The following is a 24,101-nucleotide window of genomic DNA, read 5'->3' as shown; positions in this document are numbered from 1 at the left end:
CGTCGCGGCGGGGGCCGGGGCCGCGCCCGCCGGGGGCGCGAAGCCCGGCGCGGCGGCGGCCTGGCCGGGCGGCGCGAAACCGGGGGCCGCGCCCTGGGCCGGGGCCGGGGCGGGCTCCTCCTCCGCGACCTCCCCGCCGAAGTTCCTGAGCAGCGCCTCCAGGCCGCCGTCGAAGCCCTGGCCGACCGCGGCGAACCGCCACACGTCCTTGAGGTAGAAGTCGCCGAGCATCACGGCGCGCTCGGTGCTGAACTCCGCCCCGGTGAAGGAGTACCGGACGACCTCCTCGCCGCCCGCGACGACCCGGATGTAGCCGGGGCCGACCTGGGACATCTGGCCCGCGCCGTCGATGGTGGCCGTGAAGGAGAGCTTGTGGATGTGGGACGGGATGCTGTCGAGGGTGACGCGGAACGACTCGGTGTCCCCGGCCTGCGGGCCGAGCTGCTGGATCGCTTCCTCGGGGGACTTGGGCTGGTTGAAGAAGATGAAATAGCGGTCGTCGGAGAGCCGCTCGTCCGCGTCGAGGCCGAAGCAGCTGATGTCGAAGGTCAGCCCGGGCCCGGCGATCTGCACGCCGACGTACAGGTCCCTCCCCGCCGTCAGATCACTGAGCTTGGCCTTGTGGCCGCGTTGGAATTCCCTGGCCATACGTAACGACCGTCCCCCATCCCGATAGCGGAGAATGCATTGCGCGCCAGGCTAACCGCTGCCGCTGAGAAGGAGCGACGCCGGGGAGCGGGGTGTGGTTCCGGTGTCCGCCCGGCCGGGCCTGCTCGGCCGGTGTCTACTCGGCCGGTGTCTGCTCGGCCGGTGTCTGCTCGGCCGGGGCCGGGGAGAGGTGCGGCAGCCGTGCGGCGGCCACCACGCCCTCCAGGTACCCCCGGGCCCGCTCGGTCCGCGGGTACGACTCGAGGAGCCGCCAGAAGCGCGGGCCGTGACCGGGCACCAGCAGATGGGCGAGCTCGTGAACGAGGACGTAGTCCACCACGTACTCCGGCATCCCCTGCAGCCGGTGCGAGAGCCGGATGCTGCCCTCGGACGGGGTGCACGACCCCCAGCGGGTGTTCTGGTTGGTGACCCAGCGGACGCTGACGGGGCGGGCCCGGCCGCCCAGGTACTGCTCGGACAGCCACTCGGCGCGGGCCGCGAGCTCCCCGTCGCCGAGCATCCGCTTGCTCTCCTGCGCGGCGAGCTTGTCGAGCATGACCCGCACCCAGCGCTGCTCCTCCGCCTCGGACATCCGGGCGGGGATCAGGACGATGGTGCGGTCCCCCTCGCGGTAGGCCGAGACCGTCCTGCGGCGCCGCGTGCTCCGACGGACCTCGACCGCGCCCGGGCCCCGGCCCAGCGGGCCCTGGACGCCGCGCGGGGGTCTGGCGGCGCCCTGCGGGGGCCTGGCGGCGCTGTGGGGCGGGGTCTCCCCGGCGAGGCTGGCGGAACGGTCGGCGGACACGCCTTGACGTTACCCGCTCGCACCCGGGGAAGTCCTGCCGCGCACCGGGGCACGGGGCGAACACTCCCCGGTGGTCGCCGCTTGTACGACTATCGCCGCCGCCTGTGGACAACTTTCGGCGGCGGCGTGGCGGGGCGCGCATGCTGGGGTCAGTTCGGCGCTGGGACCGGCCAGGGCGCCGGGACCGGGATCGGTCCGGCGCGCCAAAACCGGCAGGGAGCCGGAGGGGACAGGGGGATCCATGACGGGGTGGCTCGATGACGGGGGTGGCTCGATGACGGGGGTGGCGATGCATCCGATGCTCAAGCCCGCGCTGCGGCGCGGCTGGCGGAGCCGGGACACCGTGCAGTTCGGGGTGGCCCGGGCCCATGCGGTGGTGCTGGGGCCGGTGGACACGGCGACGGGCAGCTTTCTGGAGCTGCTGGACGGCACGCGCGGTATGCCGCTGCTCCGCCGGGAGGCCAGGGCCCTGGGATTGCCCGAGGGGCGGGCCGACGCTCTGGTGGACCGGCTGACGGCGGCCGGGCTGCTCGACGACCCGGTGGAGGGCGCCGAGCGGGCGGCCGCCGCCTGGGGCCGTGGCGCGGCCCTCGACCGGCTGCGGCCCGATCTGGCGGCGCTGTCGGTGCTGTGTCCCGAGCCGGGGGCCGCGGCGCGGCTGTTGGCGGCGCGCGGCGCGATGCGCGTGCAGGTGAGGGGCGCGGGCCGGGTCGGGGCGGCGGTGGCGGCGCTGCTGTCGGCCTCGGGGGTAGGTCAGGTCGATGTGGTGGACGGCGGCCGTGTCGAGCCGTGGGATGTGATGCCGGGCGGGCTGCCGGCCGAGCGGATCGGGGAGCGTCGGGACGCGGCGGCGCGCGGGCTGGTGCGGCGGTCCGCGCCGGGCCCGCGGCCGCGCCGGCCGGCGGCGGAGGCCGCGGGGTCCGGTTCGGGGTCCGCGCCGTCCGCGGGGTTCGTGTCGGGGTCCGCGCGGTCCGGTTCGGGGTCCTCCGGGGAGCCGGGGCTGACCCTGGTGGTGATCGCCCCGCGCGACGGACTCGCGGCCTACGCGCCGGACCCGGAGGAGGCCGAGCCGCTGCTGGCCTCGGGCACGCCTCATCTGTACGCGGGGGTCCTGGAGGCCACGGGCGTGCTGGGTCCGCTGGTGCTGCCGGGGATCACCCCGTGCGCGGGATGCGCCGCCGCGGGGCGCGCCGAGCGGGAGCCGACCTGGCCCAGGATGCTCGCGCAGTGGCGGTCCGGCCGCCGCCGGGCCGGCTGGGCCTGCGACACCGCCTTGGCCACGGTGGTCGCGGGGGTCACGGCCGCGCATGCGCTGGGATATCTGGACGGACGGCTGCCGCCCAGCGCCGGAGCCCGGCTGGAGGCGGCGCTGCCGTCTCTCGCCTGGGAGACGCGGCGGATCGAGCCCCATCCGGCATGCCGCTGCGGAGCGGCCGGGCGGACTGATGCGGTATATGCCTCGGTTGTCGAAGCGCCGCACGCCACAATGGCCGGGTGACCGACGTCCGCCAAGTGGGCGACGGGGGTCCGGGGGTCACCCCCGGGAATGGCTCAGCTGTAGTTGGAGGGGCGCATGTCCGATCTGCCGCGCAAGGCGATCACCCGTACCGCCAAGCTGGCGACGCTGCCCTTGGGATTCGCCGGGCGCGCCACCTGGGGGCTCGGGAAGCGGATAGGGGGGCGACCGGCCGAGATCGTCGCGCGTGAGGTGCAGCAGCGCACCGCCGAGCAGATGTTCAAGGTGCTCGGCGAGCTCAAGGGCGGGGCGATGAAGCTCGGACAGGCCATGTCGGTCTTCGAGTCGGCGCTGCCGGAAGAGATCGCCAAGCCGTATCGGGCCGCGCTGACCAAGCTCCAGGAAGCGGCTCCGCCCATGCCGACCCGCACGGTACACGCGGCGCTGGAGCAGCGGCTGGGGGCGGACTGGCGGGAGCTGTTCGTCGAGTTCGACGACAAGCCCGCGGCGTCCGCCTCGATCGGGCAGGTGCACCGGGCGGTGTGGCACGACGGGCGCGGTGTCGCCGTCAAGGTGCAGTACCCGGGCGCGGGCGAGGCACTGATCTCCGACCTGAACCAGTTGAGTCGGTTTGCCCGGGTATTGGGGCCGCTGGTGCCGGGCCTTGACGTCAAGCCGCTGATCGCCGAGCTGCGCGACCGGGTGTCGGAGGAGCTGGACTACGAGCTGGAGGCCGAGGCCCAGCGCATCCACGCGGAGGAGTACGCCAACGATCCGGACGTGGTGGTCCCGCAGGTGGTGCACCAGAGCGATCAGGTGCTGATCACGGAATGGCTGGACGGGATACCGCTCTCCGAGGTGATAGCCGAGGGCGGGCCCGAGCAGCGGGACCGGGCCGGACAGCTGCTCGCGCGCTTCCTGTTCTCGGGCGCCTCCCGCACCGGGCTGCTGCACGCCGACCCGCACCCGGGCAACTTCCGGCTGCTGACCGGCGACGCCCCGGACGGGCCGCCGGAGAAGTGGAAGCTGGGGGTCCTGGACTTCGGTTCGGTGGACCGCCTCCCGGACGGGCTCCCCGAGCCCATCGGCATCGCGCTGCGGATGGCGCTGGGTGGGGACGCCGAGGGGGTCTATGAGCTGTTGCGCGGCGAGGGGTTCGTGAAGCCGACCATCGAGCTCGATCCGGAAGCGCTGCTGGACTTCCTGCTGCCGATGCTGGAGCCGGCCCAGGTGGAGGAGTTCACGTTCGACCGGCAGTGGCTGCGGCGCCAGGCGGCGCGGGTGGCGGATCGCCGCTCGCCGGTCTACGAGCTGGGCAATCAGCTCAATCTGCCGCCCGCCTATCTGCTCATCCACCGCGTGTGCCTGAGCACGATAGGGGTGCTGTGCCAGTTGGGTGCGGAGGTGCGGCTGCGCGATGAACTCGAGGACTGGGTGCCCGGCTTCCTCGAGCCGGAAGATGAGGCAGCAGAGGTGGACGAGGCGGAAGAGGCAGCGGTAGAGGCGGAAGAGGCGGCGGTGGAGGCGGCCGACGGGAAGCCCGAGAAGGCGGCCGAAGCATCTGCCTGAGGGGCGGCCTCCCGCGGCGGGCAGCCGAAGGGGGCCGGCCCCTTCGGGCCGGCCCCCGGTGTTTCCCTCTTGCTGTCCTTTACCGCGTGACGACTGTCACGGCGTGACGGCTGTCACCCCGCGACCGTCGTCATCGCGGGGCCGCCGTCACCACGTGACGGCTGTCACTGCATGACCGCCATGGCCAGGGCGCGGCGGGCGCGGAGCGAGGCGCGCTCCGCGCGGCGCTGCATCCGCCGGGCGGCGGCCAGCCGGAGGGCCCTGCGTTGAGACTCGGCCTCGTGGAGTCGTTCGTTCATATGCGCACGGGCCAGGGCTTCTGGGATGAGTTGCATTTCACGGGTCCTGTTCTGGCGCGACTCGGTCGCACCGGAGGTGTCGCGGGCTGGGTTCTCGGAGACGGATGGGGTCATCGTCGGGACCTGCTTCATCGGGTCGTGCGTCGCTGGGCGATCGATCGTTCCGGGGGTGTTCATGCCACAACCGGGTTCTTGCGCGGACGACCACGCGGCCGCTTCCGGGCGACGACCACACCCTGGATGAAGAGCTCGCCACCCCAGACGCCCCAGGGCTCACGGCGGTCCTTGGCCCCGGCGAGACAGGCCTCGCGCAGCGGGCAGGTCTGGCAGAGCGACTTGGCGTACTCGACGTCGGCCGGCGACTCGGCGAAGAAGACCTCCGGGTCGTAGGAGCGGCACGGCACGGCCACACCGAGGTTGTCGATGGCCTCATCCAGTTCGGTGAGGGCGGTGAGCGGGCTCAAGGAGTCCTCCGAGGGGTCAGGCGGGGGGATCAGGTCGGTGGCTACGGACGGGGTGTGTGCCTTGAGTTGCACGGTCGTCTGTTCCTCGTCTTTTCGGTCCGGCGGTGGCCGGGCGCTGGCAAATCAAAAGGGCCGCGGATCCCGATGTGGGTTCCGCGGCCCTGGAGGGTGCCGACCTGATCCTGGATCAGGCTGGATAACTCCAGGGTCCAAGCCCGCGGAGGGCCCACTTCTGGTGGTGCTGCTGCGTCGTCCGGGATCCGGCACCATTGGCCGCAAACGCATAGGCAATCGCCCGCGCGGTCGCTGCTACCGCAGGTGCCTGGATCGGTCGCTCGCTGAGACGCGCCTCATTGGCGCCGGTGGACACACCGGTGCCACGCAGCTCGAAGCCGAGCGGGCAGGTGGCGAGGACCGAACGATCGGTCATTTTGATGGTGTTCATGAAGCTGATCATTGGGCTCGCCTCCTCTCGGCGTCTCAGGGGGCCGGTCGAAACCGGTCCGGGCTAGTTAGTACAACACGGATTCCTCGGATCCCGGAAGGGCCGTTGTCTCCGTGCTCGGAAGGCTATGGGTATGCGCTCCGCGCGCGCAAACTATTTTTCCGTCGAGTTTCGCGCGGGTTCTTCAGGACCGCTTCCACCGTCCTGATCGGCGCCCTCCGTACGGGTGAGTTCCCGCCCGGAGCAGAGCGCGAGGACGTCGGCACCGAACTTGTCGAGCTTCCGCCTCCCCACTCCAGGGATGCCCGCCAGCTCCCCTTCGGTTCCCGGCACGGCCTCGGCGATCGCCAGCAGCGTCTTGTCGGTGAAGACGCAGTAGGCCGGCTGGCCGAGCTGCCCGGCCTGCTCGGCCCGCCACTCGCGCAGCCGCTCGTACAGCGCCTCGTCCAGCTCCGAGGGGCAGTCCTCGCAGCGCATCAGCTTCATCTCGCCCGCGTCGGTCAGCGTCCTGCCGCACACCCTGCAGTGGACCGGGCCACGCCGCTTGCGCACCGGGCCACTCGCGCCGCCGCGCTCGATGCCGCCGCCCCCGCCCGGCGTGCGGACGACGGAGGCCGCGGAGCCGGGACGCAGCCCGTTCAGAAAGCGGCTGGGGCGGCGGTTCGGCCGGCCTCCGGGAGAACGCGAGAGCGCCCAGGAGAGGGACAGATGGCGGCGGGCGCGGGTCACCCCTACATAGAGCAGCCGGCGCTCCTCCTCCACCTGGGGGTCGGTCTTGGCGTAGGTGATGGGCACCATGCCCTCGGTGAGCCCGACCAGGAAGACCGCGTCCCACTCCAGGCCCTTGGCGGCGTGCAGCGAGGCGAGCGTCACACCCTCGACGGTCGGGGCGTGCTGGGCCGCCGCCCGCTCGTCGAGCTCCGCCACCAGATCCGCGAGGGTGACCTGCCGACCCGCCGCGAGCCGGCCCGCGCAGAACTGCTCGGCGAGCCGTGCCAGCGCCGCGAGGGACTCCCAGCGGTCGCGCACCGCCCCCGACCCCGCCGGGGGCTCGGGCGTCCAGCCACGGGTGGAGAGCACGGCCCGCACCTGGGCGGGGACGTCCGCGTCCGCCAGCGCGGGGTCGGCGCTTCCGGCGCGGGCCGCGCCGCGCAGCAGCAGCCCCGCCTCGCGCACCTCGGGGCGCTCGAAGAACCGCTCGGCGCCGCGCAGCTGGTAGGGCACCTGCGCGTCGGCCAGCGCCTGCTCATAGACCTCCGACTGCGCGTTGATCCGGTAGAGGATCGCGACCTCGCTCGGCGGGACCCCTCCGCCGCCCTGCTCCACGGGGGTGATCAGCTCGCGGATCCGGCGGGCCACGCCCTCCGCCTCGGCCGGCTCGTCCGCGTATGCCGCGTAGACCGGGTCGGGGCCCGGTTCGCGCTGCGAGACCAGCTCCAGGCGGTGCTCGGCCGCCCGGCCGCGAGCCTGGGCCAGCACCCCGTTGGCCAGGTGCACGACCTGGGGGGTGGAGCGGTAGTCGCGGACCAGCTTGACGACCGTGGCTCCCGGGTGCCGGGTGCGGAAGTTCAGCAGGTGGTCCGGGGTGGCTCCGGTGAAGGAGTAGATGGTCTGGCTGGCGTCGCCGACCACGCACAGGCTCTCCCGGTCGCCGAGCCACAGCTCGAGCAGCCGCTGCTGCAGCGGGCTGACGTCCTGGTACTCGTCGACCACGAAGTGCTGGTACTGCCGGCGCACCTGGTCGGCGATGTCATGCCGCTCTTCGAGCACCCCGACCGTCAGCAGCAGCACATCCTCGAAGTCGATCACTCCACGCTCACGCTTGAGCTGCTCGTACCCGGCGTAGATCCGGGCGATCTCGGCGGCGTCCCGCGGGGCCTCCCGGCCGGACTTGGCGGCCGCGGCCGGATAGTCCTCGGGCACGGTCTGGGTGACCTTCGACCACTCGATCTCACCCGTCACATCGCGCAGCTCATTGCGGTCCAGCCGGACCCGGCAGCGCGCCGCGGCCTCGGCGACCAGCTGCGCCTTGCGCTCGACCAGGCGCGGCACCTCGCCGCCCACCGCCTTGGGCCAGAAGTACTGCAACTGGCGCAGCGCGGCCGAGTGGAAGGTGCGCGCCTGCACCCCGCCCGCGCCCAGCTGCCGCAGCCGCCCGCGCATCTCCCCCGCCGCGCGGTTGGTGAAGGTGACGGCGAGCACACTCGCGGGCTGGAAGACCCCCGCGCGCACCCCGTAGGCGATCCGGTGGGTGATGGCGCGGGTCTTGCCGGTCCCGGCTCCGGCCAGCACGCACACCGGACCGTGGAGGGCCGTGGCCACCTCGCGCTGCTCGGGGTCGAGCCCTTCGAGCACCGCGTCGGCGTCGCGCGGGACCGCCGCGTACTCGGCCGGTGTGGAGACCCGCGGGAAGAGAGGGAAGGGCGTTGCTGCTGTCACCCCGCCATGCTGCCAGGTCCGCTGAGACGGCCGGGGCGGTTGTCCACAGCCGCGCCCGTGCGCTCATCCCATCCGATTGTCGGACTTCTCATCCGGCCCCTTCTCCTCGGCTCTCATCGGCCTGCCGGCGCGGGAAGCGGGAATGCGCCGGTGCGGGCAGACGTTCCACCACTGCCATCACGCCGAGCCTCAAGGAGCGTAAGACCGATGTCCGGCACTGTGACGATGTACAGCACCACCTGGTGCGGCTACTGCCGCCGCCTGAAGAGCCAGATGGACCGCGAGGGAATCGCGTACACCGAGGTCAACATCGAGCAGGACCCGGAGTCGGCCGCCTTCGTCGAGAAGGCGAACGGAGGCAACCAGACCGTGCCGACCGTGCTCTTCCCCGACGGCTCGACCCTGACCAACCCCTCCCTCGCCCAGGTCAAGGCGAAGATCGGCGCCTGAGCCCGAGCCCCGCCCGGGCCGGCGCCGCCCCCGGGCTCAGGAGCGGGGCAGCGGTTCGCCGTACCAGAGCTCTATCAGCCGGGCCGCGATCGAGATGCCGGAGGGAGGGAGCACCTCCCCGGACTTGAACGCGGCCCGCAGGTCTTCCCGCGAGAACCAGCGCGCCTCGTGGATCTCCTCCCCGTCCACCTGGATGTGGGAGGAGATGGCGCGCGCCATGAAGCCCAGCATCAGGCTGGAGGGGAACGGCCAGGGCTGGCTGGCCACGTACTCGACCTCCCCGACCGTGACGCCCGCCTCCTCCGCCACCTCGCGGACCACGGCCTGCTCGATCGACTCGCCCGGCTCGACGAAGCCCGCGAGCGTCGAGAAGCGCCCCTCGGGCCAGTGCATCTGGCGGCCCAGCAGAGCCCTGTCCTGGTCGTCGGTCACCAGCATGATCACGGCCGGGTCGGTCCGCGGGTAGTGCTCGGCCCCGCAGGCCGGGCAGCGGCGGATGTGTCCCGCCGCCGCGATCACCGTGCGCTCGCCGCAGCGCGAGCAGAACCGGTGCAGCCGCTGCCAGTTCTCCAGCGCCACCGCGTGGACCAGCAGCCCGGCGTCCCGCGCCGACAGCAGCGCGCCCGCCTCCCGCAGCCCCGCCGGGCGGGCCGACTGGTCGATCCGGCCCGGGAGCGCGTCCTTCTGCAGCGCGAAGTAGCGGACCCCGTCCTCGTCTATGCCCAGGAAGTAGCGGTGGGTCTCGGTGGGCGGGGCCTCGAAGGACGGGGTCATGACGAGTTCGGTGCGCCCGTCCGGCGTGTCGTCGACCAGGGCCTGGCCGCCGGAGACCACGAAGACCCGCGTCGTCGGGTGGCTCCACGCCGCGGCCAGCCACGCCTCGTCCAAGCGGTGGTGCGCGGCGCGGTCGATGCCGCTCGCGCCGCTGAGCGTGATCGGCTGGGCGGCGGTGCGATCGGTCCGGGTGGTCACGGCAGCTTCCAACTCCCCCTGAGGAACGGGTGGTTTATATACATCGTGCGCGCTATACGGGCCGCTGCTCCGCGAGATCGCCCCACAGGTAGGCGGCCGTCTCGGCGCCCTTGAGGAGGAGGTCGAGCTCGACCTTCTCGTTCGGCGCGTGCCAGCCGTCGGAGGGCACCGAGATGCCCAGGAAGAGCACCGGCACGCCGAGCACGTCCTGGAGGTCGGCGGCCGGGCCCGAGCCGCCCTCCCGGGTGAAGCGGATCTTCGTGCCGAACGCCCGCTCCATGGCCCGCGCCAGCGACTGGAGCGCGGGGTGGTCGAGGGGGGTCAGACAGGGGCGGGTCGCGCCACTGAAGGTGATCTCGTGGCGGATGCCCGACGGGAGCCTGGCCGCGACCCACTCCCGCACCGCCGACTGGACCCGGTCCGCGTCCTGGCCGGCCACCAGCCGGAAGGAGAGCTTCAGCTGGGCGTACGACGGCACGATCGTCTTGCCGCCCGGCCCCTGGTAGCCCCCGCCGATCCCGTTGACCTCCGCGGTCGGGCGGGCCCAGATCCGCTCCAGGGTGGTGAAGCCCGCCTCGCCGAGCGTGGCGTGCGAGTGCGCGGAGCGCAGCCAGGCGTCCTCGTCGAAGGGCAGCTCGGCGAACAGCTCGCGCTCGCGGTCGGTCAGCTCCACGACGCCGTCGTAGAAGCCGGGGATCGCGACGCGGCGGTCGGGGTCGTGCAGGGCGGCGGCCAGCCGGGCGGCCTCGGTGGCAGGGTTGGGGACCGCGCCGCCGAAGGAGCCGGAGTGGATGTCCTGGTCCGGCCCGTAGAGGTCGATCTGGCACTCCGCGAGCCCGCGCATGCCGGTGCAGACCGTCGGGGTGTCCTCGGACCACATCCCGGTGTCGGAGACGATCACGGTGTCGCAGGCCAGCCGGTCGGCGCGGGCCCGGATCAGCTCGGTGAAGTGCGGTGAGCCGGACTCCTCCTCGCCCTCGACGATCAGCTTCAGATTGACCGCGGGAGCGGTACGGCCGGTCGCCGCGAGGTGGGCCCGGACGCCCAGGGTGTGGAAGAACACCTGCCCCTTGTCGTCGGCCGCGCCGCGCGCGTACAGCCTGCCGTCCTTGATCGTCGGCTCGAAGGGGTCGGTGTGCCAGCCGTCCTCGCGGGCGGCGGGCTGGACGTCGTGGTGCCCGTAGACCAGCACCGTCGCGGCGTCCGGGTCCCCGGACGGCCACTCGGCGAAGACGGCCGGCGCCCCGGCCGTCGGCCAGACCTCGACCACCGGGAAGCCCGTGGCGGTCAGGCTCGCCGCCAGCCACTCCGCGCTGCGCCGGACGTCGTCGGCGCGGGCGGGGTCGGCCGACACGGACGGGATGCGCAGCCACTCGGCGAGGTCGTCGAGGAACGCGGCGCGGTGACCGTCCACATAGGCGCGGACGGCGATGTCCGGGTCCGGGGTGTTGCTCATGGACTTGAGCCTATCCGGCCCGGAAGGGTGCCAGGGCCGGGGTCCGCGGGCGCCCACCGCCGTTGTGTGTTCCCGGTCACGGTGTTTTCGCTCAGGGTCCGCTCCGTGTCCGGGTGTGATCACCGGCGGGCTCTGGATCGACGGACTCCGGATCGGCGGGGTCCGGATCAGCCGACTCCGCATCGGCGGGCTCCGGATCGGGCTCGCCGAGCAGGATGCGCTCGAGTTCGGCCCGGCCCGGCAGGCCGGCCGGGCGGACGACCTCGCCGCTGCGCACATAGAGGAAGGCCGCCGAGACGGCCGACAGGGGCAGACCGTGCTGTTCGGCCCAGGCCAGGCGGTAGATCGCCAGCTGTAGCGGATCGGCGTCCTGCGACCGGCCGGTCTTCCAGTCGACGATCTCGTACCGCACGCCCTCCCCGCCCCCCTCGGCCCGCTCCTCGCGGTACACCGCGTCGATCCGGCCCCGGATCGTCCGGCCCGCCAGGGCCAGCTGGAACGGCGCTTCGACGCGGTAGGGGGTGCGATGCGCGTACGGGGTGCGCGCGAACGCCTCCTTGAGCTCCGCCAGGTCCCGCTCGTCCACGATCTCCGCCTCGTCGTCCTCGCCGCCCGGCAGCTCGTCCGGGCCCAGGAACGGGAGCGGCAGCGCCTCGAAGCGCGACTCGACCCAGGCGTGGAAGCGGGTGCCGCGGCGCGCGGCGGGGCGCGGCGGGCGCGGCATGGGGCGGGCCAGTTCCCGTGCGAAGCCCTCGGGGTCGGCGGCGAGGCGCATCAGCTGCGAGGCGGTGAGGGTGTACGGCATCGGCACGTCGTGGACCGTGGCGCGGGCGCGCCGCAGCTCTCCGGCGAGCGCGTCCAGGTCCCGGTCCCAGGAGGCGACCAGCCGCGCCTCCTCGGGCGCGAGGGCCTCGCCGGCGGGGCCCTCGCGGGTTTCCGGCGGCTCGGGCCCGGCGGGGTCGTAGGCGTCGTCGGCGTAGGCGTCGTCGGCGTACGGGTCGTCGGGGTGCGTCTCATCGGCGTAGGGGTCCGCGTACGGTTCCGCGTACGCGTCGTCGACGTACGGGTCCTCGGGGTGCGTCTCATCGGCGTAGGGGTCCGCGTACGGCTCGTCAGACGGGTCGCCGTACGGATCCGCGTACGGGTCGTCGTACGCCTCGTCGGGCGGCTCGGGCCGGAGCGGGTCGTCCCCGGGGGCGGTCCCGGCCTCGGGCGCCCCGTCCGCCGAGGGATGGCCCTCGTCGTGCGCGGCGGGGCCGCCGCGCGGGCGCGCTGCGGCGGGCGCGGGGGGCATGGTGCGCGCGGGGGGCGCGTCGGGTGTGGCGGGCGCGGGGGGCGGGGGCGCCTCGCTGCCCGCCGCCTCCAGCCGGTCCAGGTGGGCGAGTACCACGTCCGCCGCGCGGCGGCGGCGGGCCAGGGCGTCCGGGTCCAGGGGCAGCGGCCAGGCGCGGTCGGCGGCCGCGGCCTCCAGGGCCGGGTTCCGCTCGTCCTCCTCCGGCGGCGGGGCCCACGCCTCCACCTCGCCGTGGCCCGCCTCACAGTGCTCGCGCAAGGCCTCCAGGAAGGCCGAAGGGCCGCGCGGCTTCTTCTGGGTGGGCCCCCACCAGTGGCCGGAGCCGAGCAGCAGGGAGCGGGGGCGGGTGAAGGTCACATAGCCGAGCCGCAGTTCCTCGGTCCGCTGATGGGCCTTCATGGCCTCCTTGAAGGCGGCCAGCCCCTTGGCGCTCCAGTCGCCGATCTCCGGCAGGGTCTCCGCGTCGCCGCGCAGCGCGTGCGGCAGCACCCGGGCGTTCGCCGTCCACGACTCGCGGGCCTGGTCGCTCGGGAACTGCTTGTCGACGAGGCCGGGCACCGCGACCACGTCCCACTCGAGACCCTTGGACTTGTGGGCGGTGAGCACCTTGACCGTGTTCTCCCCGCCGGGGAGGGAGTTGTCGAGCCCCTTCTCGTACTGCGCGGCCGTGCGCAGGAAGCCGAGGAACGCCAGCAGGGTGGCCTCGCCGTCCAGGGCCGCGAAGCCGGCGGCGACATCGAGGAAGTTGCCGAGGGTCTCGCGGCGGCGGGCGGCGAGGGCCTGGGGCGAGGCGGACAGCTCGACTTCCAGGCCGGTGGTGGCCAGCACGCGGTGGAGCACGTCCATGAGCGGGTCGGCCAGCGAGCGGCGCAGGTCGCGCAGTTCGGCGGCGAGCCGGGCGAAGCGGACCCGGGCCTCGGCCGAGAACGGCAGCCCGTCGTCCGGGCCGTCGGGGGTGAGGAAGGTGTCCAGGGCGTCGGCGAGCGAGACGACCTCGGCCGGGTCCACGCCCTCGACGGCCTCGGCGAGACGGCGGTCGGGGTCCTCGCCCGCCGCCGGCCCCGCCGAGGAGCGTACGAGGGCGCGGGCGCGGCGGCCGAGCAGCGCCAGGTCGCGGGGGCCGATCCGCCAGCGGGGGCCGGTCAGCAGGCGCACCAGGGCCGCGTTGGCGCCGGGGTCCTGGAGCACCTCGCAGACGGCCACCAGGTCGGCGACCTCCGGCAGGTGCAGCAGCCCGGAGAGGCCGACGACCTCCACCGGGACCTCCCGCTCCACCAGGGCGCTCTGGATCCGGGCGAAGTCACCGGCCGTACGGCACAGCACCGCGATCTCGCCGGGCGGGGTGCCGGTGCGCACCAGGTGGGCGATGGAGTCGGCGAGCCAGGCCAGCTCCTCGGCGTGGGTGGGCAGCAGGGCGCAGCGCACCACGCCGTCCCGCTCCGCGCCGGGGGCGGGGCGCAGCGCCTCGACGCCCTCGTGCATGGCGCGCAGGGGGGCGGCGAGCCCGTTGGCGAGGTCCAGGAGACGGCCGCCGCTGCGCCGGTTCTCGCTGAGCGCGAAGCGGCGCGCCGGGCTGCCGTCGGCGTGCGGGAAGTGCTGGGGGAAGTCGTCCAGGTTGGCCACGGAGGCGCCGCGCCAGCCGTAGATGGCCTGGCAGGGGTCGCCGACGGCGGTGACGGCATGGCCCGTGCCGCCGCCGAAGAGGCCGGAGAGCAGCAGCCGCTGGGCGACCGAGGTGTCCTGGTACTCGTCCAGGAGGACGACCGCGTACTGCTCGCGCAGGATCCGGCCGACCTCCGGGCGGGTGCGGGCCAAGGTGGCCGAGAGCGCGATCTGGTCACCGAAGTCGAGCAGGTCGCGGCCGCGCTTGTCGGCGCGGTAGGCCTCGACGAGGCCCAGGAGCTCCAGCCGGGCGCGGGCGGCCTCGGGCACCTTGCGCAGCTCGGCGTTGGTCAGCTTCACCTCCTCCAGGGCGCGCAGCAGCTCGGTGTCGTACGCGCGCAGCCGCTCGGCGGGGACCAGGTGCTCGGCCAGCTCGGCGTCGAGCGCGAGCAGGTCGGTGACCAGGTCCGCGAAGGGGCGGGTGAGCGCAGGGAAGGGCCCGGGGGCGGTGCGCAGCACCCGCGCGGCGAGCTGGAAGCGGGTGGCGTCCGCGAGCAGCCGGGCGCCCGGCTCCAGGCCGATGCGCAGCCCGTGCTCCTTGAGCAGCTGCCCGGCGAAGGCGTGGTAGGTGGAGATCTGCGGCTCACCGGCGACGGCCTCGCCCGGCACGGCCTCTCCCTGCACGGCTCCGTCCGCGACGGCCCCGCCCGCGGGGGCGGCCCCCGGCGCCGCCGGGGCGGGGGGCGCCGGGTCGGGGTCGGTCACCCCCGCCTTGACGAGCGCCTTCCGGACCCGCTCGGACAGCTCCCCGGCCGCCTTGTTGGTGAAGGTGAGCCCGAGCACCTGCTCGGGGGCGACCTGGCCGGTGCCGACCAGCCACACCACGCGGGCCGCCATCACCGTGGTCTTGCCCGAGCCCGCCCCGGCCACGATCACCTGCGGGGCGGGCGGCGCGGTGACGCACGCGAGCTGCTCCGGGGTGAACGGAATGCCGAGGAGCTCCTTGAGCTGCTCGGGGTCGGTGATGCGGGCGGACATTCCAGTGAGGCTATCCGGGCCCGCTGACACCGGCGTCAACACCGAGGTCCGCGCCGGTGTCGCGAACGCCACATCACCCGGCCCGCGTCACTCGACGACCTGCCGCCCCTCGGCCCGGGCGCTGCACGCGCCCCGGAAGGAGCAGCGGTCGCAGTGCGCGCCCGCGCTCGGCGAGAAGCGCTCGTCGAGGACGCGCCCGGCCGCCTCGGCCAGCAGCTCGCCCACCCAGTCCCCCTCCAGCGGCTCCTGCGCCTGCACCTTGGGGACGGCGTCCCCGCCGTCCTTGCGGGCGGCGCCCTGGCGCAGCTGTACGAGCTCGGCGCCGCCCGGCTCGGGGCGGCCGTCGGGGAAGAGGTCGTCCACCGCGCCCTCGCGCACCGCGAGCTGATACACGGCCAGCTGGGGGTGGTGGGCGACGGCGTCGCGGGTCACGGCGCCCTTGCCGGTCTTGAAGTCGACGACATAGGCGCGGCCGTCCCCGTCGGCCTCGACCCGGTCCATGCTGCCCCGGATCCGCACCTGGTAGGCGTCCGCCTCCAAGGTGACGTCGAAGGCGTGCTCGGTGGCCACCGGGGTGCGGCCGCCGCGCTCCATCACATGCCAGCGCAGGAAGCGCTCGAGCGCCGCCCGCGCGTGCTCCTTCTCCTGCCGCGACTTCCAGGGCGCGTCGAAGGACAGCGCGTCCCATACGGAGTCCAGCCGCTCCATGAGGACCGCGAGGTCGGCCGGGGTGCGGCCGGAGGCCACCTCGTCGGCCAGGACGTGGACCACGTTGCCGAAGCCCTGGGCGGCCGTCGACGGCGTGTCGGCCTTCACCTCCCGGCCCAGGAACCACTGCAGCGAGCAGGTGTTGACGAGCTGGTCCAGGGCGCTTCCGGACAGCGCCACGGGGCGGTCGCGGTCGCGCAGCGGGACCTCACTGTGGGTCGGCTCGTACAGGCCCCACCAGCGGTACGGATGCGCCGCCGGGACCAGCGGCTGGCCCTCGTCGTCGCGCAGCGCGGCGAGCCGGGCCAGGCGGCGGGCGGCGGCGTCCCGCAGCTCCTCGGAGGCCGCCGGATCGACGGTGGTGGCGCGCAACTCGGCGACCAGCGCCGCGACGGACAGCGGGCGGCGCGGGCGCTGGGTGACGTCCACCGGCTCGACGCCCAGCTCGCCCAGGAAGCGGGAGGGCTGGTCCCCGTCATCGGCCGCGGCCTTGACGGCGGTGACCACGAGCCGCTCCTTGGCGCGCGTCGCCGCGACGTAGAACAGCCGCCGCTCCTCGGCCAGCAGCGCGCCCGGGGACAGCGGCTCGGCCAGTCCGTCCAGGCCGATCCGGTCCGCCTCCAGGAGCGAGCCGCGGCGCCGCAGATCCGGCCACAGCCCCTCCTGCACCCCCGCCACCACGACCAGCCGCCACTCCAGGCCCTTGGAGCGGTGCGCGGTCATCAGCCGTACGGCGTCGGGCCTGACCACCCGGCGGGAGAGGGTGTCGGCCGCGATGTCCTGCGCGTCGATCTCGTCGAGGAAGTTGAGCGCGCCCCGGCCGCCGACCCGCTCCTCGGCGCGCGCGGCGGTCTCGAACAGCGCGCACACCGCGTCCAGGTCGCGGTCCGCGTTGCGCCCGGCGGCCCCGCCGCGCCGGGCGGCCCGCTCCAGCCGCTGTGGCCAGGACGTGCCGTCCCACAGCTCCCACAGCGCCTGCTCGGCGGTGCCGCCGCCCGCGAGCAGCTCGCGGGCCTTGCGCAGCAGCAGACCGAGCCGCTGCGCGCCCCGCGCGTACGACGGGTCGTGCGCGACCAGCCGCTCGGGCTCGGCGAGCGCCTCGGCGAGCAGCACGTCGGAGGGGCGCGGCACGGCCCGCCCCGCCGCCCGCTCCTCCTCGCGCAGCGCCCGGCCGAGCCGCCGCAGATCGGCGGCGTCCATGCCCCCGAGGGGCGAGGCGAGCAGGGTCAGCGCGGTCTCCACGTCGAGCCCGGCGGCCCCACCACCGGCGGCAGCCGGTTCGGCGGCGGAGTCGGCGCCGGGGTCGGCCGTGGGCTCGGCAGCGGGGTCGGCCGAGGTCTCGGCCGTGGGCTCGGCGATGGGCCCGGCGCCGGGGGCTTCCCGACCGGAGGGCGCTCGCAGGGCGGCCGTCGCGGCGGCGCGCAGGGCCGTCAGGAGGGGCGCCACGGCGGGCTCGTGGCGCAGCGGGATGTCGTCTCCGTCCACCTCCACGGGCACGCCCGCCGAGGTCAGCGCGCGGCGCACGCCGGGGAGCGAGCGGCCGCCGGCGCGCACCAGGACGGCCATTTCGCGCCAGGGCACCCCGTCCTCCAGATGGGCGCGGCGCAGGACGTCCGCGATGTTGTCGAGCTCGGAGCCCGCGGTCGGGTACGTGTACACCTCGACGCGCCCGCCCTCCCGGACGGCCGACAGCTCCCGGTGGGCGCGCACGGCGGCCGCCGGGAGGCGGGTGAGCGGCATCCGGTGGGTGATCAGGCGGGTGGCCGCGAGGAGGGCGGCGCCTGAGCGGCGGGAGGTGGTGAGGACCTCGACCGGCGCCGGTGCGCCGTCCCGCCGGCGGAAGGCGCGCGGGAACTCGAGGATGCCGCCCACGTCGGCGCCGCGGAAGGCGTAGATCGACTGGTCCGGGTCGCCGAAGGCGACCAGCGTCCTGCCGTCGCCCGCCAGCGCGCGCAGCAGCCGCAGCTGGGCGACGTCCGTGTCCTGGTACTCGTCGACGAAGACGGCGTCGTAGCGCGCGGCCAGCTCCGCCGCCACCTCCGGCCGCTCGGCGAGCAGCACCGCCCGGTGGACCAGCTCCGCGTAGTCCAGCACGCCCTGCGCGTCCAGCACGTCCAGGTACTCGGCGAGGAAGGCCGCCGCCGCGCGCCAGTCCGGCCGCCCCTGCCGCGCCGCGAAGTCCCCCAGCGCCCGCGGGTCGAGCCCCAGCTCCCGGCTGCGCGCGAGCACGGCGCGCACCTCGTCGGCGAAGCCGCGGGTGGTCAGGCAGGCGCGCAGCTCGTCCGGCCAGCGGACCGCGGCGCGCCCCTCCCGCTCCAGCTCCGCCTCTCCGGCGAGCAGCTCACGGACCACGACGTCCTGCTCGGGGCCCGACAGCAAACGCAGCGGATCGGCGAAAATGTCCATGTCCTGGTGGGCGCGAACCAGGGCATAACAGAATGAGTGGAAGGTCGTGGCCTGCGGGCCGCGGGCGCCCCCCAGGCGTGCCGCCATCCGATCGCGCAGCTCGACCGCCGCCTTGCGGCTGAAGGTGAGCACGAGGATCCGCTCGGGGTCCGCACCGCCCCGCACCCGCTCGGTCACGGCCTCCACGAGCGTCGTGGTCTTGCCCGTGCCCGGTCCCGCGAGCACCAGCAGCGGACCGCCCGGGTGGTCGACCACGGCGCGCTGCCGCGCGTCCAGGGCAGGAGCGGCCACCGGGTCCGGCCGGGTGCGGACCAGGCGGTACGGGCCCGGGGACGGCTGCCGGGTGAACGGCTGCCGGGCCTGCCGCTGGCGCGGAAGGGACGAGGAGGAGGAGCTCACGTGGATCGCCGGTCCTGGTGGGTGTGCTGGGTGCGGCACAGCCTCTCATGTGACGCGGGGCGTCACCCGAATGGCTGTGGATACGGCCGCGGGCGCGCCGCGCCGCCTGGGCATGGGCCCGCTCGTGACGGGCCCCTTCGGCGCGGCCCCCTTCGGCATGAGCCCCTTCAGCGCGGCCCCCTTCGGCATGAGCCCCTTCGGCACGGGCCCGGCCGCGCGGGGTGCGGCGGACCGCCTCCCCACAGATCAGCCCCCGTCGGACCCGCCGCCCTGGCCTGGCCCGTCGGACCCGCCGCCCTGGCCTGGCCCGCCGGTCCCGCCGTCCTGGCCGTCCCATCGGGCCCGGGCCATGTCGAGCCGCGGCAGATGGCCCTCGGCCGACCGCCCCGCCTCGCGCAGCGGCGTGCCCTCCTCCCGGTAGTGGTCGAGCGCCCGCAGCTCATGGCCCGGCAGCAGCACCCCGTCCGCGCGCACCACCCGCCACCAGGGCACCGCGCCCCCGTACAGCGCCATGACGCGGCCCACCTGCCGCGGGCCGCCCTCGTCCAGCCATTCGGCAACATCCCCGTAGGTCATCACCCGGCCGGGCGGAATCAGCTCGGCGACCTCCAGCACTCGCTCCGCGTACTCGGGCAGCTGGTCCACGGCGCCCGGCCGCTCGCCCTCGGGGCGCGCACCGCTCTGATCGGGAATCCGGCTCATCCCGCCCATCCTGCCGCACCCCTCCGACAGCCCGGCCGGCGCTCCACAAGGCCGTCCCCCGATCCGCTCACCGAGCGTGCACGGCACCCGTACACGACGTACGATCCGAATTTCACGTCCCCGAAATGCACCCTGATGCCCACCTCCCCAGCCCGGGCATGCCACCATCTTCCGGGCGGTGACTGGTGATACGAGATCAAGAAGAGAAGGCCGAGCAGCAGGGTGCGCAGCCTCCGGAAGGGGAGGCCCGCTCCCCCAAAGCGCTGCCCGGCGCCCAGAAGCGCGAGCCGTCCCAGCCCAGGTCGCCCCAGGAGCCTCAACAGGACTCCCAGCAGCACGAGACCCCGCAGAGCGAGACCCCGCAGCAGGAGCCTCGGCAGGATTCGCCGGGGCACGAGACCGCGCCGCAGGAAGCCCCTGAGCCCGCGGACGACGACCGGACCGCCGGGGCCCGCGACTGCGACGCCCCCCAGCCGCACGTCGACCGGGTGTCCGGCGACGAGCCGCTGCTGCCCGCCCGCGTCCACCGCCCCCTCGACCTGCTCCGGCTGCTCCTGGGCATGCTCGGCATCGGCACCGTGCTGGCCATCGCGGCCTTCGCGCACGGCACCACCGCCGGGCTGGAGAAGGACATCGGCAACGGCGCCGACCAGGCGCCCCCGCTGCTGATCGACTTCGCGGGCCTGGCGGCCGGCGTCGCGGTGCTGCTGCTCCCCATGGCGTTCGCCATCGAGCGGCTGATCAAACGCGACGGGCTGCGGATCGCCGACGGCGTGCTGGCCGCCGTCCTCGCCCACGGGGTGTCCCTGGCCACCGACCTGTGGGTGGCCCGCGGCGCCCCCGAATCGATCCGCGAGGCGCTCACCCAGCCGGCGCCCGGCGGCACCCTCAGCGACCCCGTCCACGGCTATCTCGCCCCCGTCATCGCCTATATGACGGCCGTCGGCATGGCCCGCCGCCCGCGCTGGCGGGTGGCCATGTGGTTCGTCCTGCTGCTCGACGCCTTCGCGGTGCTGGTGGGCGGCTACACCACACCGTTCTCGATCATCATCACGGTGCTGATCGGCTGGACCGTGGCCTACGGCACGCTCTACGCCGTCGGCTCCCCGAACGTGCGGCCGACCGGCCAGCACCTGCTCGCCGGGCTGCGCCACGTCGGCTTCGCGCCGGTCAGCGCGCTCCGGTACGAGGACTCCGCGGACGGCGAGCCCGGAGCCCGCGCCGACCGGACCGGCCACAAAAGCCACCTGGGCCACAAAGGCCATCTGGGCCATAACGGCCACACCGGCCAGTCCGACAGAGGCCGCCGCTATCTGGTCACCCTCGAGGACGGCCCGCCCCTGGACGTCACCGTCGTGGACCGCGAGCAGCAGGCCCAGGGCTTCTTCTACCGCGTCTGGCAGCGGCTGACGCTGCGCACCATCACCCCGCCGCGCAGCCTCCAGTCGCTGCGCCAGGCCCTGGAGCAGGAGGCGCTGCTGGCCTACGCGGCCATCGCGGCCGGCGCCCGCGCGCCGAAGCTGATCGCGACCTCAGAGCTCGGCCCGGACGCCGTGATGCTGGTCTACGAGCACATCGGCGGCCGCCCGCTCAACGCGCTGCCCGACGAGGCGATCACCGATGAACTGCTGGCGAGCGCCTGGCGCCAGGTCAAGGCGCTCCAGTCGCGCCGGATCGCCCACCGCCGGCTGGACGGAGACGCGCTGCTGGTGGACCGCTCCGGCCGGGTCGTGCTGACCGATCTGCGCGGCGGCGAGATCGCGGCCGGCGACGTGGTGCTGCGGATGGACGTCGCGCAACTGCTGACCACGCTCGGTCTGCGGGTCGGGGCGGAGCGGTCCGTCGCCGCCGCGGTCGAGGTGCTCGGCCCGGACGCGGTCGCCGACAGCCTCCCGCTGCTGCAGCCCCTCGCCCTCAACCGCGGCACCCGCGCCACGCTGCGCGCCCTCGCGCGAGAGCGCGCGCAGCGGCAGAGGGAAGCCGTGCTGGATGCCTCGCGCGCCGCGAAGGAGGCGCGGCAGGCCGAGGCGGCCACAGAGGCCGCCGAGGAGGCGGCCGAGGCCGAGGAGAAGGCGGGCGGCCGGCGCCGGGTGGACGCGGCCGCGGTCGACCGCAAGGCGCTCAAGGCCGAGAAGCAGGCGGAGAAGCGGGCGATAGACGAGGCCCTGGAGGACGCCCGCGAGGAGGACCTGCTCTCCCAGATCCGCCGGCAGGTGCTGCTGATCCGGCCGCAGGCGCCGATAGAGCCGGTGCGGCTGGAGCGCATCAAGCCGCGCACCCTGGTCAGCTTCTGCGCGGGCGCCTTCGCCGCGTACTTCCTGCTGTCCCAGTTCACCCACATCAAGCTGGGCACGGTGGTCGGCGAGGCCAATTGGCTGTGGGTCGTCGCCGCTCTGCTGTTCTCGGCGCTGACGTACGTCGCGGCGGCGCTGAGCCTGCTCGGCTTCGTGCCGGAGAAGGTGCCGTTCGGGCGGACCGTGCTGGCGCAGGTCGCCGCGTCGTTCGTGAAGCTGGTGGCCCCGGCCGCGGTCGGCGGGGTCGCGCTCAACGCCCGCTTCCTGCAGCGGGCGGGGGTGCGGCCCGGCCTGGCGGTGGCCAGCGTGGGCGCCTCCCAGCTGTTCGGCCTCGCCAGCCACATCCTGCTGCTGCTGACCTTCGGCTACATCACCGGGACCGAGCGCACCCCGACGCTCTCGCCGTCCCGCACGGTGATCGCCGGGCTGCTGACGGCCGCGGTGCTCGCGCTCGTGGTGGCCGCGATCCCCGCCCTGCGGAAGTTCGTGTCCACCCGTCTGCGGTCCCTGTTCGCGGGCGTCGTCCCGCGCATGCTGGACGTGTTGCAGCGGCCCAGGAAGCTGCTCGCCGGAATCGGCGGCATGCTGCTGCTGACCGGCGCCAACGTGCTGTGCCTCGACTCCTCGATCCGGGCGTTCGGCGGCGACATGAGCTACGCGAGCATCGCGGTGGTCTTCCTCGCGGGCAACGCCCTGGGGTCCGCGGCGCCCACCCCCGGCGGTGTGGGAGCCGTCGAGGCGGCGCTGATCGCGGGTCTGACGCTGGCCGGGCTGCCGTACGAGACGGCGGCGCCCGCGGTGCTCCTCTTCCGGCTGATGGTCTTCTGGCTGCCGGTGCTGCCGGGCTGGCTGGCCTTCACCCACCTCACCCGCAAAGAGGCCCTGTGATGTAAGGGGCGCCCGTAAGGCGCTCGCCTCACCCGTACGCCCGGGGTTCACCTTCGTACGCCCGCGCGCGCGCCTCACCCGTACGCCCGCACCGCGCGCGCCGGGACCGCGCGCCCCGCAGGATGGCGGTACGCCCCCACCTCCCGGAGAGCCGCCGTGTCCCGACCCGTACGCGCCGGTGCGTCGGCCGCCGTCGCCCTGCTGCTGGCCGCCGCCGTGGGCTGCGGCGGGGGCAGCGGCGGGCGGCCGGACACCTCGGCCCACCAGAAGCTGAAGTGGTCCGCCTGCCCCGCCCCGGACGACAGCCAGGACGGGGCCACCACGGCCCCCGGCAAGCAGTGGGAGTGCGCGACGCTCCACGTCCCACTGGACTACCGCCGGCCGCACGGGGAGACTCTCGGCATCGCCATGATCCGCGCCAAGGCCACCGACCGGCGCCACCGCATCGGCTCGCTCATCTTCAACTTCGGCGGCCCCGGCGGCTCGGGCGTGGCGACCCTGCCCGCCCTCGCGGCCAGCTACAAGGAGCTGCGCACCCGTTATGACCTGGTCAGCTTCGACCCGCGCGGGGTCGGCCGCAGCAGCGGGGTGCGCTGCCTTGGCGACAAGCAGCTCGACGCCTACTACGCGGCCGACTCGACCCCGGACGACAGCGCCGAAGTGAAGGCCCTGGTGGGCCGCGTCAAGCAGTACGCCGCCGCCTGTGAGAAGAACTCCGGAAAAGTACTTCCCTATGTCGGCACCACCAACGCCGCCCGCGACATGGATCTGATGCGCGGCGTCCTCGGCGACGACAAGCTCCACTACTTCGGCGTCTCCTACGGCACCGAACTCGGCGGCGTCTACGCCCATCTGTTCCCCAAGAAGGTGGGGCGGGCGCTCTTCGACGGAGTCGTCGACCCGGCGCAGGACCCGGAGCAGGGCGCCCTCGCCCAGGCGAAGGGCTTTCAGCTGGCGCTGGGCGACTACATGAAGGCGTGCGGCGGCGGCAACGCCTACAGCTGCCCCACCCAGGCGGAGATCCGCGCGCTGCTGAAGAAGCTCGACCGGCGCCCGCTGCCCGGCATCGGCGCACGCCGGCTGACCGAGTCGCTGGCCGGCGGGGGCATCGCGCAGTCCCTGTACTCGCGGGACTTCTGGCAGTACCTCACCCAGGGCGTCTCGGACGCCCAACAGGGCGACGGGAAGATCCTCCTGGCCCTCGGCGACGCCATGAACGGCCGCGACCCGGACGGCAGCTACAGCACGCTCCAGGCCTCCCTCACCGCCATCACCTGCGCCGACTTCAAGCAGCGCTACACGGTCCCCGACATCGAGAAGAAGCTGCCCGAGTTCCGCAAGGCGTCCCCGGTCTTCGGCGACATGCTGGCCTGGAGCCTCACCCAGTGCACCGACTGGCCGGTGGGCGGCGCCTGGCGCACCCCGGACGTCAGCGCGCCGGGCGCCGCGCCGATCCTGGTCGTCGGCAACACCGGCGACCCGGCCACCCCGTACGCGGGCGCCCGGAAGATGGCGCAGGAGCTGGGCCCGGGCGTCGGGGTGCAGCTGACGTACAAGGGCGAGGGGCACGGCGCGTACGACAGCGGGGACGCCTGTGTGCGCCGTACGGTCAACGACTACCTGCTGCGGGGCAAGGTGCCCGCGTCGGGCAAGGTCTGCGGCTAGCGAACCGCAATCAGGGGGAGCCTCCCGCACGAAACCCACCGGTCACGTTGCGACATTTGTGACCGAACTGAGAAGAGTCCTGAACGTTCCCGCTCATAGCGC

General features: G+C 74.3%; 16 protein-coding genes. 5 read left to right on the top strand and 11 right to left on the bottom strand.

Annotated features, from left to right (window positions below; all coding sequences use genetic code 11):
• Nucleotides 1–648 (bottom strand): TerD family protein (locus tag ABFY07_RS39495; RefSeq protein WP_346179091.1); only part of this gene is annotated, 648 nt, incomplete at its 3' end.
• Between the two features lie 136 nt (nucleotides 649–784).
• Nucleotides 785–1,453 carry a M48 metallopeptidase family protein gene (locus tag ABFY07_RS39490; protein ID WP_428837090.1) on the bottom strand — a complete coding sequence of 223 codons (669 nt, stop codon included), beginning with the start codon at nucleotides 1,451–1,453 and terminating at the stop codon, nucleotides 785–787.
• A gap of 289 nt (nucleotides 1,454–1,742) precedes the next feature.
• Between ABFY07_RS39490 and ABFY07_RS39485 the strand changes: the two genes are divergently transcribed.
• Together ABFY07_RS39485 and ABFY07_RS39480 are read left to right on the top strand one after the other, a co-directional pair.
• Entirely contained in the window at nucleotides 1,743–2,951 is a 1,209-nt protein-coding gene (locus ABFY07_RS39485) for a ThiF family adenylyltransferase (RefSeq protein WP_346179093.1), read from the top strand.
• 75 nt (nucleotides 2,952–3,026) lie between these two features.
• On the top strand, nucleotides 3,027–4,478 hold the full coding sequence (locus ABFY07_RS39480) for an ABC1 kinase family protein (protein ID WP_346179090.1): 1,452 nt from the start codon (nucleotides 3,027–3,029) through the stop codon (nucleotides 4,476–4,478).
• A 164-nt stretch (nucleotides 4,479–4,642) separates the two neighbouring features.
• Here ABFY07_RS39480 and ABFY07_RS39475 read toward each other — a convergent pair whose 3' ends face one another.
• The 4 genes from ABFY07_RS39475 to ABFY07_RS39460 form a co-directional block, all read right to left on the bottom strand.
• Nucleotides 4,643–4,954 carry a hypothetical protein gene (locus ABFY07_RS39475; protein ID WP_346179089.1) on the bottom strand — a complete coding sequence of 104 codons (312 nt, stop codon included), beginning with the start codon at nucleotides 4,952–4,954 and terminating at the stop codon, nucleotides 4,643–4,645.
• Nucleotides 4,951–5,313, bottom strand: a complete 363-nt coding sequence (locus ABFY07_RS39470; protein WP_065964194.1) for a WhiB family transcriptional regulator — start codon at nucleotides 5,311–5,313, stop codon at nucleotides 4,951–4,953. The genes ABFY07_RS39475 and ABFY07_RS39470 overlap by 4 nt, the downstream gene beginning before the upstream one ends.
• Before the next feature lie 115 nt (nucleotides 5,314–5,428).
• The gene (locus ABFY07_RS39465; protein WP_346179088.1) at nucleotides 5,429–5,698 is read right to left on the bottom strand and encodes a hypothetical protein; all 270 of its coding nucleotides are present in this window, start codon (nucleotides 5,696–5,698) and stop codon (nucleotides 5,429–5,431) included.
• A 141-nt stretch (nucleotides 5,699–5,839) separates the two neighbouring features.
• The gene (locus tag ABFY07_RS39460) at nucleotides 5,840–8,125 is read right to left on the bottom strand and encodes an ATP-dependent DNA helicase UvrD2 (protein ID WP_346179087.1); all 2,286 of its coding nucleotides are present in this window, start codon (nucleotides 8,123–8,125) and stop codon (nucleotides 5,840–5,842) included.
• Nucleotides 8,126–8,332: 207 nt separating this feature from the next.
• Between ABFY07_RS39460 and ABFY07_RS39455 the strand changes: the two genes are divergently transcribed.
• Complete coding sequence (locus ABFY07_RS39455; RefSeq protein WP_065964186.1) at nucleotides 8,333–8,575, top strand: mycoredoxin; 243 nt, start codon at nucleotides 8,333–8,335, stop codon at nucleotides 8,573–8,575.
• A gap of 36 nt (nucleotides 8,576–8,611) precedes the next feature.
• Here ABFY07_RS39455 and nudC read toward each other — a convergent pair whose 3' ends face one another.
• The 5 genes from nudC to ABFY07_RS39430 all read right to left on the bottom strand — a co-directional run bounded on the left by nudC (nucleotide 8,612) and on the right by ABFY07_RS39430 (nucleotide 19,152).
• Complete coding sequence (gene nudC, locus ABFY07_RS39450; protein WP_346179086.1) at nucleotides 8,612–9,547, bottom strand: NAD(+) diphosphatase; 936 nt, start codon at nucleotides 9,545–9,547, stop codon at nucleotides 8,612–8,614.
• A 52-nt stretch (nucleotides 9,548–9,599) separates the two neighbouring features.
• Entirely contained in the window at nucleotides 9,600–11,003 is a 1,404-nt protein-coding gene (locus ABFY07_RS39445) for a dipeptidase (protein WP_346179085.1), read from the bottom strand.
• Between the two features lie 91 nt (nucleotides 11,004–11,094).
• Nucleotides 11,095–14,937, bottom strand: a complete 3,843-nt coding sequence (locus tag ABFY07_RS39440) for an ATP-dependent DNA helicase (protein ID WP_346179084.1) — start codon at nucleotides 14,935–14,937, stop codon at nucleotides 11,095–11,097.
• A gap of 87 nt (nucleotides 14,938–15,024) precedes the next feature.
• Nucleotides 15,025–18,450, bottom strand: a complete 3,426-nt coding sequence (locus ABFY07_RS39435) for an ATP-dependent helicase (protein WP_346179083.1) — start codon at nucleotides 18,448–18,450, stop codon at nucleotides 15,025–15,027.
• Nucleotides 18,451–18,696: 246 nt separating this feature from the next.
• Complete coding sequence (locus ABFY07_RS39430; RefSeq protein ID WP_346179082.1) at nucleotides 18,697–19,152, bottom strand: MGMT family protein; 456 nt, start codon at nucleotides 19,150–19,152, stop codon at nucleotides 18,697–18,699.
• 185 nt (nucleotides 19,153–19,337) lie between these two features.
• Here ABFY07_RS39430 and ABFY07_RS39425 point away from each other — a divergent pair, with 185 nt between their 5' ends.
• Both ABFY07_RS39425 and ABFY07_RS39420 read left to right on the top strand, forming a co-directional pair.
• Nucleotides 19,338–22,334 (top strand): lysylphosphatidylglycerol synthase domain-containing protein, encoded by a 2,997-nt coding sequence (locus ABFY07_RS39425; RefSeq protein ID WP_346179081.1) that lies wholly within the window; start codon nucleotides 19,338–19,340, stop codon nucleotides 22,332–22,334.
• A 156-nt stretch (nucleotides 22,335–22,490) separates the two neighbouring features.
• On the top strand, nucleotides 22,491–23,999 hold the full coding sequence (locus ABFY07_RS39420) for an alpha/beta hydrolase (protein WP_346179080.1): 1,509 nt from the start codon (nucleotides 22,491–22,493) through the stop codon (nucleotides 23,997–23,999).
• The last annotated feature ends 102 nt before the right edge of the window (nucleotides 24,000–24,101 follow it).

It is taken from the genome of Streptomyces sparsogenes subsp. cuspidosporus, assembly GCF_039532705.1.
Taxonomy (GTDB): Bacteria; Actinomycetota; Actinomycetes; order Streptomycetales; family Streptomycetaceae; genus Streptomyces; species Streptomyces sparsogenes.
The sequence above is the reverse complement of the archived record's forward strand: the minus strand, read 5'-3'. Positions and strand labels throughout refer to the sequence as shown.